The organism is Desulfococcus sp. (genome assembly GCF_041737845.1).
GTDB lineage: Bacteria > Desulfobacterota > Desulfobacteria > Desulfobacterales > Desulfococcaceae > Desulfococcus.
On sequence record NZ_JBGSQX010000074.1, the window covers coordinates 93,680 to 110,844 of the forward strand.

General features: G+C 58.8%; 15 protein-coding genes. 7 read left to right on the top strand and 8 right to left on the bottom strand.

Features of this window, described 5'->3' with window-relative positions:
* The first annotated feature begins 329 nt into the window (after positions 1 to 329).
* Both ACEW8N_RS08290 and ACEW8N_RS08295 read left to right on the top strand, forming a co-directional pair.
* The gene (locus ACEW8N_RS08290) at positions 330 to 2,912 is read left to right on the top strand and encodes a 1-acyl-sn-glycerol-3-phosphate acyltransferase (RefSeq protein ID WP_373499336.1); all 2,583 of its coding nucleotides are present in this window, start codon (positions 330 to 332) and stop codon (positions 2,910 to 2,912) included.
* A complete protein-coding gene (locus ACEW8N_RS08295) occupies positions 2,909 to 4,618 on the top strand; it encodes a sugar phosphate nucleotidyltransferase (protein WP_373499337.1) in 1,710 nt (569 codons plus the stop codon). Before ACEW8N_RS08290 ends, ACEW8N_RS08295 begins: the two co-directional genes overlap by 4 nt.
* Positions 4,619 to 4,793: 175 nt before the next feature.
* On the opposite strand, the gene ACEW8N_RS08300 is transcribed toward ACEW8N_RS08295, so the two are convergent.
* From ACEW8N_RS08300 to acd, 4 genes are all read right to left on the bottom strand, one after another.
* The gene (locus ACEW8N_RS08300; protein WP_373499338.1) at positions 4,794 to 6,539 is read right to left on the bottom strand and encodes an acyl-CoA carboxylase subunit beta; all 1,746 of its coding nucleotides are present in this window, start codon (positions 6,537 to 6,539) and stop codon (positions 4,794 to 4,796) included.
* A 53-nt stretch (positions 6,540 to 6,592) separates the two neighbouring features.
* A complete protein-coding gene (locus ACEW8N_RS08305) occupies positions 6,593 to 6,703 on the bottom strand; it encodes a biotin/lipoyl-binding protein (RefSeq protein ID WP_373499339.1) in 111 nt (36 codons plus the stop codon).
* A 47-nt stretch (positions 6,704 to 6,750) separates the two neighbouring features.
* Entirely contained in the window at positions 6,751 to 6,897 is a 147-nt protein-coding gene (locus ACEW8N_RS08310) for a hypothetical protein (RefSeq protein ID WP_373499360.1), read from the bottom strand.
* Positions 6,898 to 7,013: 116 nt separating this feature from the next.
* Positions 7,014 to 8,177: a glutaryl-CoA dehydrogenase Acd gene (acd, locus tag ACEW8N_RS08315; protein WP_373499340.1), complete on the bottom strand. Its 1,164-nt coding sequence runs from the start codon at positions 8,175 to 8,177 to the stop codon at positions 7,014 to 7,016.
* Positions 8,178 to 8,463: 286 nt separating this feature from the next.
* Between acd and ACEW8N_RS08320 the strand changes: the two genes are divergently transcribed.
* The gene (locus tag ACEW8N_RS08320; protein WP_373499341.1) at positions 8,464 to 8,655 is read left to right on the top strand and encodes a hypothetical protein; all 192 of its coding nucleotides are present in this window, start codon (positions 8,464 to 8,466) and stop codon (positions 8,653 to 8,655) included.
* Positions 8,656 to 8,773: 118 nt separating this feature from the next.
* Positions 8,774 to 10,570 carry an adenine deaminase C-terminal domain-containing protein gene (locus ACEW8N_RS08325; RefSeq protein WP_373499342.1) on the top strand — a complete coding sequence of 599 codons (1,797 nt, stop codon included), beginning with the start codon at positions 8,774 to 8,776 and terminating at the stop codon, positions 10,568 to 10,570.
* 87 nt (positions 10,571 to 10,657) lie between these two features.
* On the opposite strand, the gene ACEW8N_RS08330 is transcribed toward ACEW8N_RS08325, so the two are convergent.
* From ACEW8N_RS08330 to recJ, 4 genes are all read right to left on the bottom strand, one after another.
* Positions 10,658 to 11,476, bottom strand: coding sequence for an alpha/beta fold hydrolase (locus ACEW8N_RS08330; protein ID WP_373499343.1), 819 nt, complete (start codon positions 11,474 to 11,476; stop codon positions 10,658 to 10,660).
* A complete protein-coding gene (locus ACEW8N_RS08335; RefSeq protein WP_373499344.1) occupies positions 11,473 to 12,522 on the bottom strand; it encodes an MBL fold metallo-hydrolase in 1,050 nt (349 codons plus the stop codon). Before ACEW8N_RS08335 ends, ACEW8N_RS08330 begins: the two co-directional genes overlap by 4 nt.
* 26 nt (positions 12,523 to 12,548) lie before the next feature.
* Positions 12,549 to 12,968 (bottom strand): hypothetical protein, encoded by a 420-nt coding sequence (locus ACEW8N_RS08340; RefSeq protein WP_373499345.1) that lies wholly within the window; start codon positions 12,966 to 12,968, stop codon positions 12,549 to 12,551.
* 91 nt (positions 12,969 to 13,059) lie between these two features.
* Positions 13,060 to 14,769 (bottom strand): single-stranded-DNA-specific exonuclease RecJ, encoded by a 1,710-nt coding sequence (gene recJ, locus ACEW8N_RS08345; RefSeq protein ID WP_373499346.1) that lies wholly within the window; start codon positions 14,767 to 14,769, stop codon positions 13,060 to 13,062.
* A 141-nt stretch (positions 14,770 to 14,910) separates the two neighbouring features.
* On the opposite strand from recJ, the gene ACEW8N_RS08350 reads away from it, so the two are divergent.
* From ACEW8N_RS08350 to ACEW8N_RS08360, 3 genes are read left to right on the top strand one after another with little or no spacing between them, the layout of a single operon-like run.
* Positions 14,911 to 15,159 carry a DUF4911 domain-containing protein gene (locus ACEW8N_RS08350; RefSeq protein WP_373499347.1) on the top strand — a complete coding sequence of 83 codons (249 nt, stop codon included), beginning with the start codon at positions 14,911 to 14,913 and terminating at the stop codon, positions 15,157 to 15,159.
* Complete coding sequence (gene miaB, locus ACEW8N_RS08355) at positions 15,149 to 16,600, top strand: tRNA (N6-isopentenyl adenosine(37)-C2)-methylthiotransferase MiaB (protein WP_373499348.1); 1,452 nt, start codon at positions 15,149 to 15,151, stop codon at positions 16,598 to 16,600. The genes ACEW8N_RS08350 and miaB overlap by 11 nt, the downstream gene beginning before the upstream one ends.
* Positions 16,590 to 17,090: a bifunctional nuclease family protein gene (locus ACEW8N_RS08360; protein ID WP_373499349.1), complete on the top strand. Its 501-nt coding sequence runs from the start codon at positions 16,590 to 16,592 to the stop codon at positions 17,088 to 17,090. Before miaB ends, ACEW8N_RS08360 begins: the two co-directional genes overlap by 11 nt.
* Positions 17,091 to 17,165: the final 75 nt, after the last annotated feature.

The following is a 17,165-nucleotide window of genomic DNA, read 5'->3' on the forward strand; positions in this document are numbered from 1 at the left end:
CAAGAGATACCCCATCTCTATGGAAGAGGCTGAAATCATTCCCGCTGATTTAAATGTTTCCGAAATATCACAACAAATTAGGTAACGCAAGTGTAAAGTTGTCCACAACCCCATTTCTTGGGGGCCGTGTTGAACTCAGGGTGCAATTGCCTAAAAATATTTGAATTTATGCTATTGTCTCGAAAAAGAAAAGATTGCAAATAACAGGTGTTTCTGCTAAATCTCAAAGGTTTTTAATCCTAATTCTGAACTCATAGCGATGGACGATGCGCATGTTCAAATCGATCAAATCAATCATCCGACGAGCCAAAGACGCCGGGAGCGGGTGGATGAACCGCCTGCTTCAGGGAACATCCGATCATTACGGGTGCTTTTTTCCGAAGCGGTCGGGCGGTTTCTACAGCGGTCTGCTGCAGGTCATCTTTTCCCGCATCCGGATGAGTGACCGCCAGATCGATGTTCTCCGGAATATCCCGGAGGGCGCCGTGATTGTCTATGCCCATAAATACAAGAGCTATTTCGATTACCTGTTTTACCACACCCGATACGCCAAGGAAGGCCTTCCCGTCCCGGAGATCGGCCTCGACTACCGGTTCCTGCTGCTGCAGCCCATGTCGCGAATCTTTCGGATCGTTCTCGCCCATACCCGCTATTTTCTTCAGAAACTGGCGGTTCAGAACCCCTATGACAGCGGATACATCCGCCGCGAGCTGATCAACGGGAGATCGGGCCTCCTGGCCCTGGTGGAGAAGGGCGGGTTCTATCTCCGGTTCGTGAAGTCCAACCCGGATCCGCTCCGGTATCTCATCGAGATGCAGAAGACGCTGGACCGGCCCATCGTCATGGTTCCCCAGCTGCTCTTCTTCGGGAAGAAGCCCCCCCGTTCGACCCCGAGCCTCATGGACATGCTTTTCGGTTCGGAGGAAAACCCCGGAAAGAGCAGGCGGATCTTCGCCATGCTCAAGAGGCCGGAGTCGATTTTTCTCGAGATATCCGAGCCGGTCAACCTCATGAACTTCATCGCGCTTCCGGAATACAGGGATCTCAGCTCCGGAAAGCAGGCCCTGGCGCTGCGCCGGAGGCTTCTGTCCCAGATCAACCGGCACCGGCAGAGCATCACCGGGCCGGTCTTGAAATCCACGGACGAACTGAAGGAGAACATCCTCACCAACGATCGGCTTCGAAGCTTCATCGAACACTACGCCGAGACCCGTAAAATGTCCCTGCCCAAGGCATATAGAGAAGCCGACGGATATATCGACGAGATCATGGCAAAATACAACATCAACATGATCCGGATCTCCGCCGTGGCGGTTCGCTGGCTCATCCACGTCATGTTCGACGGGGTGTCGGTCAACATGGACGTGTTGAACCGAATAAAGGATATGTCCCGAAAAGGGCCTCTCGTCCTGGTGCCATGTCACAAGAGCCATATCGATTATCTGATTTTATCCTATATCCTGTTTCAGAACGACATGCCCTGCCCCCACATCGCGGCCGGCAAGAACCTTTCTTTCTGGCCCTTGGGGCCGATTTTCCGGAGCGGGGGCGCTTTCTTCATCCGGAGAACCTTCAAGGGGGCGGTGCTCTACTCGAAGGTGTTTTCGGAATATGTCCATAAACTTCTTGAAGAAGGGTTCAACATCGAGTTTTTTATCGAAGGCGGCAGAAGCCGCACCGGAAAGCTCCTGCAGCCGAAGCTGGGGCTTCTTTCCATCCTGTTGAGCGCGTTCCGGGAGGGGCCAGGGGATGACCTGATATTCGTGCCCGTTTTCATCGGATATGACCGGGTCCTGGAGGAGAGCGCCTATCTCCATGAACTCGAAGGCGGAGAAAAAAAGCCCGAGAGCCTGATCCAGATCATCAAGGCAAGGAAGTTCCTCGCGCGTCGCTACGGCCGGATTTACATCCGCTTCCATGATGGGATCTCCCTGAACGACCTGCTCGCCCATCAGGGAACGCCGATCCGGGAGATGACCATCAAGGCGCAGAATCAGCTTTGCCGGCAACTGGGGTATCAACTGGTCAATGCCATCGACAAGGTTTCGGTCATCACCCCCCATGCCGTGCTGGCCGGGGCGATCCTGAACGGCGGCCGGCAGCGGTTTTCCAAAAGCCACCTCATGGAAGACGTTCAAACCTACATGAACTACCTGATCTCCCAGAAGATGGTTTTGGCCGACACCCTCCTGGTGGACCCGACCCATGCCTTCGACTACGCCCTCGATGCCTATGTCCAGAGAAAGTTCATCGAGCCGGTTTCCGAAGACACGGATGCATCGTCGCCCGAAATGGTTTATGCCATCAACGCATCCAAGCGCCCGGCGCTGGAGTACTACAAAAACAACTGCGTGAGCGCGCTGGTCCCGGCGGCGTTCACGGCCCTGAGCATCCTGGACAAGGACGCCTTCCAGTTCTCCGGGTCGGATATCTACGGCGGCTTCCGGTTCCTCCAGGAGTTCTTCATCAACGAATTTTCCCATGATTCGGATAAGACGGCGGAGTTTTACGTCCACAAGAACATCAAGGCGTTCATCGACGATGCGATTCTGAGCCCCCACCCGATCTTGCCCGACACCTACAACCTGACATCGGCAGGGTACCGGAAACTGAAACTTTTTTCCGGTTTCCTGACGACCTATTTTGAATCCTACTGGGTCACCCTCAACTTTTTTGTGCGCTATCCCAAAAATTTTATCGAGGCCAAGGATCGGATCAAGAAGGTGCAGTCCATGGGCCATCGCCTTTACAAGAAGAAGGAGATCGAGCGCCCCGAGGCGATCTCCATCATCAACTTCAAGAATGCCGTCGACTATTTTTCAGCCCACGGCATCCACGGATCGGAGGACGAGGAGCCCATCGGGTTTTTCATGGACAGGATCCGCCGCTACCTGGATCTGCTGCGGCCATGAAGGCCCTGATCCTCGCAGCAGGGCTCGGAACCCGCTTGATGCCCTACACCCGGAGAGTGCCGAAGCCCCTGTTCACGGTGGGCGGCCGCCCCCTCCTCGACATCCTGATCCGGAGGCTCGCCGCCGCCGGGTGCGAGGCCGTCGTCGTGAACACCCACCACCTGCATGAACGGATCGAGGCGTTTGTTTCCGGGCAGGGCTATCCCATCCCGGTGACGACCCGCTATGAGCCCCGGATCCTGGGGACGGGCGGGGCCATTCGGAACCTTGCCGATTTCTGGGACCGCCGGCCGTTCATGGTGGTCAACAGCGATATCCTGACGGACATCGATTTCGCCGATGTCTACGGGCGTCATCTCGCCAATGGCGACCCGGCTACCCTCGTCCTGTACGACGATCCCGCGTTCAACACCGTCGCCGTGTCCCCCGACGGACGGGTGACGGATTTCGGCGGATCCGATGCCGGCCCCCTGCCGGGAAAACGGCTGACCTTCAGCGGCATCCAGGTGATCGACCCCGAGGTGATCGACCATATTCCGGAAGGCTTCTCCAGCAGCATCGACGCCTACCGGCGTCTTTTGGCCTCCGGCAGGCAAATCCGGGGGCTCGTGGCGGCGCAGGGGCGGTGGAGCGATCTGGGGACGCCGGAGCGGTATCGGAAGGCCTGCGTCGAGATCATGGCCGCCGAGGCCTTTGCGCGTGCAGGCCGGGGGGAGGGTGGCGAGGCGCCCATCGAGACGATCGCGCTTTCGGGCGACGGGTCGGACCGGCGCTGGTACCGCCTGGTCTCGGGCGGCCGGTCGCTCGTCATGGCCGACCACGGCATCCATGTCGAAGAAGGGCAGGGCGAGGCCGGCGCGTTTGAGGACATCGGCCGGCATCTTCACGGGAAAAACGTCGCCGTCCCCCGTATTTATGCCGCCGACCGGTTTTCCGGCCTGGTGTTCCTGGAGGACCTGGGGGACAGGCGCCTCCAGGACGCGGTCCGGAGCGCCCCCGGCCCGGGAGCGGTCGAAAGCCTCTACCGTCAGGTGATCGACCGGCTCATACCGCTCTGGTTCGACGGAAGGGACGGGTTCGATCCCCGCTGGACCTGGCAGACGGAGCGCTATGACAGGGAGATGATCCTGAATGCCGAGTGCGGGTATTTCAGGGATGCGTTTTTACGCGGATACCTCGGCATGGCCCTTCCCGAAGACGCCTTCCGGGATGAATTCGAACGGATCGCCGACGGCGCCCTCGAATACGGCCTCACGGCCTTCATGCACCGGGACATGCAGTCCCGGAACATCATGATGAACGGGAGAGGACCCCACTTCATCGATTTCCAGGGGGGCCGCACCGGCCCCGTCCAGTATGACCTCGCCTCGCTGCTGATCGACCCGTATGCGGCCCTGCCGGAGGCGCTCCAGGAGCGGATTCTGGCCTATTGCATCGATCAGTTGGTGAAATTGACGGAGATCGATTCCAAGGATTTCGCGGCGGGATACCGCTGTTGCAGCCTGGCCCGGAATCTGCAAATGCTGGGGGCCTTCGGCTTTCTGACCCGCGTCAAGGGGAAAACAGGCTTTGAAGGCCATATCCCGGCGGCCGTTCAGGCCCTGTCCATGAACCTCGCCAAGGCCGGCCCCGATAAATTTCCAGGCCTGACGCGGCTGGCGGTTGACCTCAACCGGCGCCGGCAAAACGGTCAAAAATACGGTTGATTTCAAAACCGACCGTATTGGGCTCAAACACGCGATAATCTGTAAGGGTATGACAGACGATTCAAATCGTTTTTCGCAGCGAAGCTTCTGGGAACCCGGACGGTTCATCTGCGATCCTCGGGCATGCGGCGCCCCAGGGTGCATGCAGCCCGCAGGACGGTACATTGTTTCGCGTCTATCCCCTGATGATCCGCGGCAGGATCATCTGATGGTGCGGACAGATCGATTTCGGATTCTGATAGGCCGCACCCGTAAAGGCCACCAGATAATTTCGCAGGTCCTTCAGGGCGACGATTTCATCCACGAGGCCGGTTTTGGCGCAGAAGATCGGCCGGGACTTTTCGTGATACTCGCGGGCCAACTGGTTCATGCTCTCGATGACGGGATCCAGGGGCCTGCCGGCGTCCTTTTCTTTTACCAGCCGGCGGGCGTAAGTGGCAACGGCGGCGGTTTCGCCGTGCATGACGGAGATCTCGGTGGCTGCGGTTCCCAGGGTAAAGGCGTTGTGCCGGTTGGCCGTCGGCCCGCCCATCACGTAGTGGGCCGCCGCCGATCCTTTCCTCAGGACGATGAGCATCATCGGGACATCCGTCTGCTGAATGGAATAGATCAGGGACTGCCCCAGGCCTAGCAGTTCCGCTTTCTCCGCCAGGTCCCCCACGTCGATGCCGCTGGTATCCTGAAACCAGATGACGGGAATCCGGTCTCGTCCGCACAATGTCACGAATTCGTTCATCTTGATGAGGCCCTGCCGGTAGAGTTTTCCCCCCATGCCGGGATAGTCGGCATATTCGGGATACCCTATGCCCAGATACCCCTGCCGGTTTCCGATGCATCCGACGAGAAAGCCGTCGATTTTGCACAGGCCGGTGTAGACCTCCGGGCCATAGCCGGGGCGAAATTCCATGTGCTCGCTGCCGTCCACCAGGCGCGCGAGAATCTCATCAAAATCATAGACTTTTTTGGGTTCCAGGGGCAGCAGCCGGTACATCTCCTCCACTGAAAACCTGGGGGCTTGGGGCTCCGCAACGCGATAGAACTTGGGATGATATGACGGCATATCCTTCATATATTCTTTCAGGCCGTCCAGCACCCCCTGCTCCTCTTCATACACATATCGAAAAAAGCCGGTTTCATCGTAATGGATCTTTACGGATCCCGGCGGCTTGGACTTGAACTGTTTTGTCTTTTCGATCAGGAGTTCGGCCGTCTCCTGATCAAAATATCCCTTGGGGGCCATCCCGCTCACGATGCCGGCGCCCCCTACCGCGATGTTGCAGTTTTTGTGGGCAAAAAGAACCGCGGGGCTGATGCCCTGATATCCCCCGCCGGCGGGGTTGGTTCCGTAGATTCCGGCCAGCACGGGCACCCCGAGCTGCGCCAGTTCGGCGTGTCTGAAAAACGGCGTGCCGGCCCCGCGGCGGTTGGCATAAAATTTTTCCTGCTCGGGGAGTTTGGCCCCGCTGCAATTGACCAGCCAGACCAGCGGGATGTTCAATCGCTTGCTCAAATCGGTGGCCCGCAGGATATTTTCCGACTGCCCGGGCAGCCAGGCCCCGGCCATGACCTTGTTGTCAAACCCGATGATCACCGCCCATTTGCCGGAGATCCTGCCCAGGCCGTCAATCACATTGGTGGTCCCTTCATCGTTGGCCAGGGGATTGAAAAGCGTATGGAGGGGGTTCCAGGTTCCGGGATCCACGAGGTATTCCAGCCGCTGCCATACCGTCATCTCTCCCCTGGCATTGATTTTTTCAGTGGAAAAACCGGCTTTCTTGACCTGATTGACCGCCTCGTTGATCTGTGCCTCGGCGTCTTCAAGATTTTTGGTATTGTCATCGCCGTCCCAGGTCATCCATCGGATACGCCCTTTTTTTAATTCGCTGCCCAGATCCGTCATTTTTTCAAAGTAAGATTTCATGATTCTCTCTCCGCCCCTCCCAGTCGGTCCTAATGAATTTCGTTCGATATCGTTTAAGATTCTTCAATTACGGCCGGCACGTCATCTTCTTCAACCTTCATCCCTACTTCCATGTTGAGTCGAACAATCTTGCCTGCAAGGCGTGCTGTGATTTCTTGCGTCATGATTTCATTCTCCGTATGATTCGGTTATGTTATTATAAAATTGAATTTTACAGACATTTGACCGCCCGTAAAAAGGCTGAAGCGGCGATCACGGCCCGAACAGGGCTAAGCCCGGGCTTGGCCAGCATGGGACCGAAATCACTGAGCGCGCCGAGTCCCAGAAAGATGAGGGGCGGGATGATTTCCCACTGGATGCCGTAATCCGGCTATCATTACACCCACAGCCTGTGCCACCGATTTTCTCTTTTTTTGTGGTTGGCGCGGCGGTTTGTTGATGTAACCGCCGCCCGAAACGCAAAACCGGAAACCGTTACCGGTTCGCCTTGCGGATCCCCAGTTGATCCTGGGCGATGATCCACTTGCAGATGTTGGCCGAGCCTTCCACCATGCTGTAGGTCGGTGCATCCCGATAGTAACGGGCCACCGGGTATTCCGTGGAATAACCGTAGGCGCCCAGAATCCGCATGGCAAAATTGGAGCATTTGGTTGCCAACTCACCCGCAAAATACTTGGCTTGCGCCACGTCGAGCCCGTTGTTCAATTTGCCCTGGTCCTTGGCCCAGGCCGCCTTGTAAACCAGGAGCCGGGCGGCTTCGATTTCCGTGCTCATCTGGGCAATCATGTCCTGGTTCATTTGAAAGTGGCCGATGGGTTGGCCGAACTGCTTGCGCTCCATGGCGTATTTCGTGGCGGCATCCAGACACGCCTGGGCCAACCCCACGCCGCCTGCAGCCGCGGAAAGACGGGTCTGATTCAGGGAGCCGAAGACAATCTTTGCCCCGTCGCCGGGGTTTCCCAGGATGTTTCCCTTGGGAACCCTGGTGTTGTCCAGAAACAGCTCCCCCGTGGGAGAGGAATGGGATCCCATCTTTTCCAATCCCGTGGTCTTGATACCGTTAAAGTTCTTCGTCTCCACGACAAAGGCGGAAAGACCCTTTGATCCCGCCGAACGGTCCGTGTAGGCATAATAGATAATCACATCGGCAACATTGGCATTGGAAATCCAGGTCTTGGAACCGTTCAGGAGCCAGTAGTCTCCCTTGTCCTCGGCGGTGGATGTCATGGCCATCACGTCGGAGCCCGCATCCGGTTCGGTGATGCCGAATCCGCCGATGGTTTCGGCGCTGCAGAGCTTGGGAACGTATTTCTTCTTCAATTCCTCGCTGCCATACTTGAATATCGTATAGGCGCAGCCGAGGACCTGCATGTTGACCTGCACCCTGAGCGAGCTTGAGGCCCGGGCAATCTCTTCGGTGACGATCATCGCCGCCAGCCATCCCATCTCTTCCCCGCCGTATTCCTCCGGGATCACCGTACCGAAAAATCCCAGTTCTCCCATGGGCTTCATCGCTTCTTTATAGGGCAGGTAGTTATTTCGATCCCATTCATCCGCAAAAGGGGCGATCTTTTTGGTTGCGAATTCGCGAACCGCTTTCTGCAGCATTTCAAGTTCTTTTGATAATTTAAAATCCATGTTTCCTCCTCGTTAACTTTTAATGGTAACCTACCTCCCGCATAGCGGGACACATTAAAGCAGCCCTTGAAGGGCGCTTTTGAGGTATTCTGATCGCACTTTTGTCTTTCAAAAAACGATCGTCCTGACAACACCAAACTTCGCTTAGAAACTTTTTCATCATGGAAAGGCAGGCCTTATGACCATTAAAAATCATTAGGTTGAATTTTAAGCCGTTCAAGAAGGTTTTTTACTTTTTTCTGAACAAGGATGAAAATGGCTGCGGCGCCGAGGGCGGCAGAATCGGATGGAGGAGACCATCGAAAAGCGCATCAATATCGAGCGCTCCGAGGAGATCGCCCGGCAGCGGGTCTGGATCGTGGCGGCGGGTTGCCCCTTTTGTCTGTCAATGATAGAAGACGGGATGGAAGCGCTGGAAAAGGAAGAGAAGATTACAACAATGGATATCACAGCGTTCGTCGAGAAAAGCATGGTCTGACAACGGCCCGCGGCAATCGTGCTGGCCATGCTTTTCCGATTCGACCGCCAAGGGTTTCGGCCCGGCAGATGATGTTGGATGTCCGAACGGAGAAGCGGTAACATGGAAAAGGGGGATCATGATGGATATGGGATTTTTGCAGCGGACCCGACACCTGATCAACGTGGCCCAGGGTCGGGAGAAGGCTCATCTCGCCGTGATTCATGCCACGCTCGCCAATGTCTACAGCGGCGAGTTGCTGGAAAATCAGGGCATATGCGTATGGGATCGCTGGATCGCCTACGTCGGCCAGCATCCGGACCCGGCAATCGGGCCGGATACCGCCGTCATCGATGCCCGCGGGAAAACGGTGATTCCCGGACTGATCGACGGACACACCCACCTGGCCGGAATGTACACCGCCGATACCTTCCTGAGGTTCGTGATCCCCGGCGGGACGACGGCCATCGTGACGGAAACCGCCGAGCCGTATACGGTCTCCGGCTATCCCGGCGTGGCGGATTTCATGGAATCCTTTGCCGATCAGCCGATCCATATATACGGCACCGCCCCGCCCATCGGCTCCATCAGCGCCAACTTTCCCCCCATCGCCATCGACGACCTGGTTCGGCTGATGGCCCGGGCCGACATGATCGGGTTGGGGGAATCCTACTGGCAGACGGTATTGGGCGCGCCGGAGCAGATGCTGCCCGTTCTGGAGACCGCGCTGTCGGCGGGAAAACGGCTGGAAGGGCACTCGGCCGGCGCCAGTGACGGCAAACTCAACGCCTATGTTGCCGCCGGGATCTCCTCCTGCCACGAGCCCATCAACGCAAAAGAGGTATTGGATCGCCTGCGTCTGGGGCTTTACGTCATGATCCGGGAAGGCAGCATTCGAAGAGACCTGGAAGAAATCGCCGCGCTGCGAAAAACGGGGGTCAACCCGCGGCGGCTCATCCTGGTCACCGACGGTGTCACGCCCGGAGAGCTTCTGGAAAGAGGGTATATGGACTATGTGGTGCAAAAAGCCATTGACTGCGGCTTTTCGCCCATGGAGGCCGTCCAGATGGCCACCCTCAACCCGGCGACCCATTTCAATCTGGATCACCTCATCGGCGGGATTGCCCCCGGCCGATTCGCCGACATGATGATCCTGCCCGACATCCGGACCATCCGGCCGGAGCTGGTCATCGGCAAAGGGCGGGTCATCGCCAGGGAAGGCCGGTGCCTCGTCTCCCCGAGGGTCCACCGGTTTCTGCCCCTGAACCTTGACAGCGTGCATCTTCCCGCCCCGCTGGCGCCGGCGGATTTCCGGATTTCGTCTCCCCACGGCATCACGGAGACGGCCGTGAGGGTGATCGACATGATCACCGACCTGGTCAGCCTGGAGGCGCATATCACGCTTCCCGTTATCGACGGAGAAATCCGGATGGACGTGAGCCGGGACATCATCAAGGTGGCGGCCATCAATCGCGCCAACGTCCCGGGTCAGAAATTTGTCGGTCTGATCCGCAACTTCGGGATCAAGGCCGGCGCCTTTGCCTGCAGCACCGGCTGGGATGCGGCGGACATCGTGGTCGTGGGAGCGTCGGATGCGGACATGGCCGCTGCCGTGAACCGTGTCCACGCCCTGAAAGGCGGCGTGGTGGTCTGCCGGGACGGCGAGGTTACCGCCGAACTGGCCCTGCCGATTTTTGGCCTGATGACCCATCTGCCCATGGAGAACCTGGCAAAAATCCTGGATGCGGTGACTGCCGCGGCGCACACCCTGGGCACCGCCTTCCGGGACCCGCTGCTGAGCCTCTCCACATTGACCGGCGCCGCCATTCCATACTTGAGAATCTGCGAAGAGGGGCTGGTCAATCTGAAAAGCGGCCCGTGTCCGCTGATCGTCTCTCCGCAGCCGGAGGTTTTTTCCAGGTTTCATGGTGCATGATGATGTGCCGTCCGGCAGGGCCGGCCAGATCGCAAGACCCCTCTTCCCGGCATCCTTTGTTCACGGGCTTCGCTGCTGGGGGGTGACCTAAGCCCCCGTCGGGGAAGCGGGAAGGGCGGCGATAAATCGGGCCATATGGTTTAAAACAACCTCCCTTGCCTGGAGATGGGGGATGTGTCTGCACCCCGGGACCATGAAGGTCTCTACCGGACCGGAAACCTGAGAGGCGATCCCCGTAACTTGGGCCTCGGTGGCGTATTCGTCTTCCGCACCCTGGATGACCAGGAGGGGGCAGACGATCCCGTGGAGAAAATGCTCGATATTCCATCCTCGGAAGGCTGGATCGAGCCAGGTGTCCGCCCATCGGAAAAATACCGCCCCGGTATGGTCCCCGTGGTATCGGGCCAGCTTTACAGGGAGATCGGTTTCACGGAATGCCGCCACAGCCTCTCGGATGCCCGCCAGGGTGATCTCCTCGATGAAGATATGGGCCGCCTCGGTGATGATCCCTGAGATCCGGCCCGGAAGGGTTGCGCCGGCGATCAGAGCGATGGACCCACCGTCGCTGTGGCCGATGAGAACGGCCGATGAAATGCCGCAATGGTCCAGAACCTCCGGAAGATAGACCATGGCCTCCGTCTCCTGGTAATCGGGGGGCCATTTGCCGTCGAGGTGCGAGGACTCGCCGTATCCCCTGCGGTCGTAAATGACGCCGACCCGGCCGACCGCCTCGCAGAGTCGTTCGGGGAAATCCCTCCAGAGTTCGATGCATCCCAGCCCTTCATGGAGAAAAACAAGGGGCGCGGCGTGCCGGTCTGCCTGACGGGGCTTGATTCGCCGCACCCGGAGGCAGGCGTCATGGTTCCGGACATAGAGCGTCTCATGTCTGGCGGCGGGTCGCGTCATGGCGGTCCCCCTGCCAAGAGCGGTTCCGCCCGATCGTCGTCCCTCAAGGATCCGCGATAGGCCGCCGCCGCCTCATCGTTCAATTCATGCGCCCGGTCGGTGTACCGGGGTGAAAAGTGAAAGATGGCGAACTGCTTGGCCCGGGCCTCGCCCGCCAGCTCCCCGGCCTGGCGGGCCGTCAGGTGCAGCTTTCTTTCGGCCATCTCTCCGTCCGCGGACAGGAAAGCGGCCTCGATGAAGAGCTGATCGGCATCGGCTGCGAGCCGGAGAATCCTTTCCCGGTTGGACGGCGTCCAGGCCGCGTCGGTGACGTAGGCGATTTTCTGTCCCGGGGTGATCCGGGCGATCCCGGCGGTGAGTTCCCCAAGGCGGAACCGGCGGGTTTCGCGGCTGTCTAAGGCCGGCACGTCGATCTCCGTGTCCGGGTCGCGGTCTTCGAAGAGGGCCTTTTTGAAGCGTCCCAGCCAGGGGCCGACGGGCAGCCCCAGCTCGGTCAGCCGTTCCTTCATGATATTGACGTGAAATCGCTCCGTGAGGGCGAAACCGAGGCAGGGGATGCCGTGATCAAGGATCTCGGCAGACACGGAAAGGGAGGCCTCCTCCAGGATTTTGCCGGTAAACGGGGCCGTGGTCGAGGGGGCCTTCGGGATAAAGCGATCCCAGCAATGATAGGTCCGGGTGTGGATCCCCGACGGCGCGACCTCGGAGACGTGGAGGATAAAAAGGTTTTCGTAGTTTCCCACAAGATTCCATGAATATCCCGAAAGCTTTCCCTGAACGTTCCGGTGGATCCCTTCGGGGCCGTAGAGATGGAGGGTCTTCTCCCGCCCGAGAAAGAGGCGCAGGAGCCGGTCGAAGCCGATGAAATGGTCGATATGGGTATGGGAGACGAAGACGTGGGAGATTTTCAGGATATCCCGGGCGTCGAGGGGCCGTGCGTCGCCCAGGTCGAAAAGCAGGGCGCGCTTCTCGAAAAAAAAAGGAACAAAAAGTCCGGGGTCATCAAATGGGCCGTTGATGAGCCGGGGATGAAAGGATGGCCGCATGGGGAAAAGGGGCGGGGGCGAGTCTCTCAGGGAAGAAATTTTTTGACCTGGTGGTTGATGCAGTGATAAATCTCATCGTCCGAACCGTAGATGTCCACGGTGTCTTTATGATTGATCAGCTTTTCAATCACGAAAGCGGTCAGATACAGGCTCACGATATGGGGGTTGGTGACGATTTTGCGAAATGGCGCCACTTCGTAGTCCACATCGAAGTCCTCCGCGTAGCTCAGTGTCTCCAGCGCTTTGTGAATCTGCTCCTCGAGGCCGTTTTTGTTGGTCGTCTCGACCAGTTTGTTTTCGATGAGCTTCATGGCTACCTGATTGCTCATCTGGTCGATATGATCCCGAATGCCGTTGATGGCCATGTGGCGGGCTCGTTCCTTTGAGGATTCGATTTTCGAGAGAATCGACGATTCTCGCGTGCTGGGGCGAAATACCTTTGCCATGGGACATTCCCTTCGTAATATGAATAAGACTGAATCAGTTCAGTCGAAAATAAATAATACTGTCAGGTCCTTCAGATTGCAAGGAAAATGTTCAGGTTTCCTCGATCAGGATCTGGGTTGTTTTTTTCCCGTTCCACCAGTTCCATCGCAGACGATAGGCGATCTTCTCAAACCGCTCCGGACGTTCGACCGGATCGACGTTGAATTGTATGGCCCCCACGCTTTTTCCCTCGGGGTCTTTGGATTGAACCAGGGTCATCTGGCGGTGGCATTTCCCCACGATCCTGTGGTCGGCCACCCGAACGTGCGCGGCCATGAAAAGCGGCTCGGGGTTGCCTTCCCCGAAGGGCGTAAGGCGTGCGATCTCGTTCACCAGGGCGTCGGTGATTCCCGCAAAATCGAGTTCGCAGTCGATGGCGACGGCCCGTGAAAAGCATTGGGGGCGGCTGGTTTCCGAGACGACCCGCTCGAATTTGTCTTCGAACCTCCGGATATCGTCTCTGCCGATCTGCAGCCCGGCCGCCATGGGGTGTCCGCCGAAGGCCTTGAGGTGGCCGGCGCATTTTTTCAGGCAGCCGTGAAGGTTGATGCCCGGGATGCTCCTGCCCGAACCTTTTGCGATGGATGTGCGGGTGGAGATGAGGATGACGGGCCGGAAAAAACGGTCCACCAGCTTGGACGCGACGATCCCCAGGATGCCCTCGTGCCAGTTCGAATGAAAGAGGACCAGGCTTTTTCGATCGAGTAGATGGGGGTGCCTGTCGATGTAGGCCATCGCCTGATCGAGCATCTCCTTTTCGGCTTCCTGGCGCTTGCGGTTCATCCGGTGGAGGGTGGCGGCGATCTCTTCGGCTTCCCGTTCGGTTTTCGCGGTGAGCAGGTCCACGGCCAGGCCGGCGTGGCCCATCCGGCCGGCGGCGTTGAGCCTCGGCGCCAGCCGGAAGGCGATGTCGTCCATATCGACCTGGCGGCCTTTGATCCCGGATATCCGGATGAGGGCCGATAGCCCCGGCCGGGTCCCCTGGTTGATGATGTCGAGCCCCATCCTGGAGAGAATGCGGTTTTCGCGGATCATGGGCACCATGTCGGCCGCGGTGCCCAGCGCCACCAGGTCGCAGAAATGCTTCAGGTTGGGCTCCGGGCGGTGCCCCCAGAAATCGATCTCCCGAAGGTGTTTGCGCAGATGGATCAGGAGGGTGAAGACGACCCCGACGCCGGCGAGGTGGTCTAATCCGGCCCCGCAGTCATTCCGCCTCGGGTTGACCACCGCCACGGCGGGCGGCGGCGTATCGATGGTGTGATGGTCGGTGATGATGACGTCTATGCCGCTGTCGATGGCGGCCTGAACCGAATCGTGGCGGCTCGAACCGCAGTCTACGGTGATGATCAGGTCGATCTCCGCCGGAAGGGCCACCCCGAAGATATGCGTCACCTGGAGGTCATACCCCTCTTTGGTCCGATGGGGGATGTAATAGGAGACGTCCGCGTCGGCATATCTCAAAAATTCGAGGAGGAGGGTGACGGCCGTGACGCCGTCCACGTCGTAGTCCCCGAAGATCAGGATCTTCTCCCGGCCCGAGATGGCCCGGACGATGCGCCGTACGGCCGCATCCATGTCCGTGATGTCAAAGGGCGGACAAAGGTCCTTCAACGACGCGTTCATGAAATTTTCGGCATCTATCCCTTCGAGAATGTTCCGGTTGACCAGAACGGCGGCGGTGACCGGGCTGCAGCCGATCGCCGCCTGGAGCGCCCTGACCGCTTCGGGATCGGGGGTTTTTAACAGCCATTCCTTTTTCATAGCGGGCCACATTAGCGTATCCGGAAAAAATCGACAACCCCAAATCCAAGGGGGCGCGTCCGCCGGCCGTCGCCAACTTTTCTGTTGAACACGGCGAGAGGATGATGCTACCCTTTACATCACACCATGAGGGATATATTTTTGGAAACTATCAAAAAATTTTTTCGTGTCGACCGAAGGGAGATTGCCTTTCTCAAATTTGTTCTGGAAGCCTGCGACGGCATCGCCACGATGCGAACGATCGACGGGCCGTCGGAGACGGTCCTGCTGTCCATATCGCCGGGGTGTGAACATGAGGTTGACTCAGTGCTGCGGGGTCTCGGAAAAGAGATCCTGATGGAGCGGGTGGCGCCGGAGGCTAGGTTTGTCAGAAGATCCCATGAATACTAAAAAATTGTTTATCCAGACCATTGGGTGCCAGATGAATGTCTACGATTCCGAAAAGATCGTCGACCTGCTGAAACCCATGGGTTACCAGCCATCGGACACCCTGGCCGAAGCGGACCTGGTCGTTCTCAACACCTGCGCCATTCGTGAAAAGGCGGCGCAGAAAGCCTTCAGCTTCCTGGGGCGCCTGACCGAACTCAAGCGCAGAAACCCCGGGATGATCATCGCCGTCGGAGGCTGTGTGGCCCAGCAGGAGGGCCGCGGCATTCTCAAGCGGGTGCCCCTGCTCGACATCGTCTTCGGAACCCAGGCCGTCGGACGGCTTCCCGGAATGATCCGACGGGTGGCGTCGAACCGGTGCCGGATCGTCGATGTCGAGATGACCCCGGACATCGCCGAGTTCGAGATCCCCGACGCCGATCGGCAACGGGGGAGCATATCCCGGTTCGTCACCATCATGCAGGGCTGCGACAATTTCTGCACCTACTGCGTCGTTCCCCATGTGCGGGGCCGTGAGGCCAGCCGGAGACCCGAACAGATCCTCCGGGAAATCCGCGCCCTGGTCGACGCGGGCGTGCGCGAGGTGACGCTCCTGGGCCAGAATGTCAACAGCTACGGGAAGAAGGAAGGCCTCATCCCGTTTCATGAGCTTCTTTCGGGGATCAACGATATCGACGGCCTCTGGCGCATCCGATTCACCACCTCCCATCCCAAGGACCTCTCCCCGGAATTGATGGAAGCCTTCCGGAGCCTGGGGAAGCTCTGCCCCCACATTCACCTGCCGGTTCAATCGGGGTCGGATGCCGTGCTGAAGCGGATGCACCGGCGGTATACGCGAGGAACCTACCTGGAAAAGGTCGACCGGCTCAGGGCGATCCGCCCTGACATCGCCATCACCTCGGATATCATCGTCGGTTTTCCGGGGGAGACGCGGGCCGACTTCGAAGAGACCCTCGACCTGGTCCGGGCGGTCGGATTTGACGGCCTGTTCGCATTCATGTATTCCGACCGACCCAATGCGCCGGCCGCGGGGTTTGCGGACAAGGTGGCCGATATGGAGAAAGCGGCCCGCCTTCAGGTGCTTCTGAGCCTCCAGGAAAACCAAACGCTCCTGCAAAACCGGGCCCTCGAAGGGACGGTCCAGGAGGTCCTGGTGGATGGCCCGAGCCGGCGCCATGGCGGGGCGGATGCAGAGATGCCCGATGCCGGGGGCGACGCTTTCGAGAAGGATGCCCCCCGGGCGGTCCTCCAATGGGGCGGCCGGACGCCCGGCAACAAGATCGTTCATTTCACCCTTCCGGACGACGACTGTGCGCCTGCCGGGGACATCACGGGGGAGCGGATCCTTGTGCGGATCGAGGATGCTTTCTGTCATTCACTTCGCGGAAGGCCGGTACCCGCGGGTACACGCCGCCTGAAAGGAGAAACATGCCATGCTGCATAAAGTGAGCATCGCCGGTCTGACCATGGACCCCACCTCCAATACGCCGATCATCATTCTGAAGTCGGATAAAGACGACCATACCATACCGATCTGGATCGGGCTGCTGGAGGCGACATCCATTGTTTCGGCCCTGCAGAACATAAAATTCGACCGTCCCATGACCCATGACCTGTTCAAGAATTTTTTCGACACCCTGAACATCAAGGTCACCAAGATCGAGGTCTGCGACCTCAAGGACAACACCTTCTATGCGAGGATTCACCTGGTGGCGGGCGACGCCACCGCCTTCGACATGGACGCCCGCCCCAGCGACGCCATCGCCATCGCCGTCCGGACCGGCGCGCCCATTTTCGTGGATGAGAAGGTCATTGAAAAATCCGGCGTGCCCGCCGGCCAGGTGGAGGTCCTCGATGAAAGCGAAGAAGGGAAGAAGTGGGCGGAATACCTTGAAAAACTGTCACCCGACGATTTCGGCAAATACAAGGTCTAAGGCGGGCCCGGGGGCGTCCCCGCAGCCCCCGGGCCGGCGCGAAACGAGGCCGCCGGGCCGGCGCGAAACGAGGCC

What these genes read in the sequence shown, in the direction of transcription:
- ACEW8N_RS08325 (WP_373499342.1), top strand. Translation starts at nt 8,774, where the DNA reads ATGATGGATATGGGATTTTTGCAGCGGACCCGACACCTGATCAACGTG.
- ACEW8N_RS08340 (WP_373499345.1), bottom strand. Translation starts at nt 12,968, where the DNA reads ATGGCAAAGGTATTTCGCCCCAGCACGCGAGAATCGTCGATTCTCTCG.
- ACEW8N_RS08330 (WP_373499343.1), bottom strand. Translation starts at nt 11,476, where the DNA reads ATGACGCGACCCGCCGCCAGACATGAGACGCTCTATGTCCGGAACCAT.
- ACEW8N_RS08305 (WP_373499339.1), bottom strand. Translation starts at nt 6,703, where the DNA reads ATGACGCAAGAAATCACAGCACGCCTTGCAGGCAAGATTGTTCGACTC.
- ACEW8N_RS08295 (WP_373499337.1), top strand. Translation starts at nt 2,909, where the DNA reads ATGAAGGCCCTGATCCTCGCAGCAGGGCTCGGAACCCGCTTGATGCCC.
- miaB (WP_373499348.1), top strand. Translation starts at nt 15,149, where the DNA reads ATGAATACTAAAAAATTGTTTATCCAGACCATTGGGTGCCAGATGAAT.
- ACEW8N_RS08320 (WP_373499341.1), top strand. Translation starts at nt 8,464, where the DNA reads ATGGAGGAGACCATCGAAAAGCGCATCAATATCGAGCGCTCCGAGGAG.
- ACEW8N_RS08360 (WP_373499349.1), top strand. Translation starts at nt 16,590, where the DNA reads ATGCTGCATAAAGTGAGCATCGCCGGTCTGACCATGGACCCCACCTCC.
- ACEW8N_RS08290 (WP_373499336.1), top strand. Translation starts at nt 330, where the DNA reads ATGAACCGCCTGCTTCAGGGAACATCCGATCATTACGGGTGCTTTTTT.
- ACEW8N_RS08335 (WP_373499344.1), bottom strand. Translation starts at nt 12,522, where the DNA reads ATGCGGCCATCCTTTCATCCCCGGCTCATCAACGGCCCATTTGATGAC.
- recJ (WP_373499346.1), bottom strand. Translation starts at nt 14,769, where the DNA reads ATGAAAAAGGAATGGCTGTTAAAAACCCCCGATCCCGAAGCGGTCAGG.
- acd (WP_373499340.1), bottom strand. Translation starts at nt 8,177, where the DNA reads ATGGATTTTAAATTATCAAAAGAACTTGAAATGCTGCAGAAAGCGGTT.
- ACEW8N_RS08300 (WP_373499338.1), bottom strand. Translation starts at nt 6,539, where the DNA reads ATGAAATCTTACTTTGAAAAAATGACGGATCTGGGCAGCGAATTAAAA.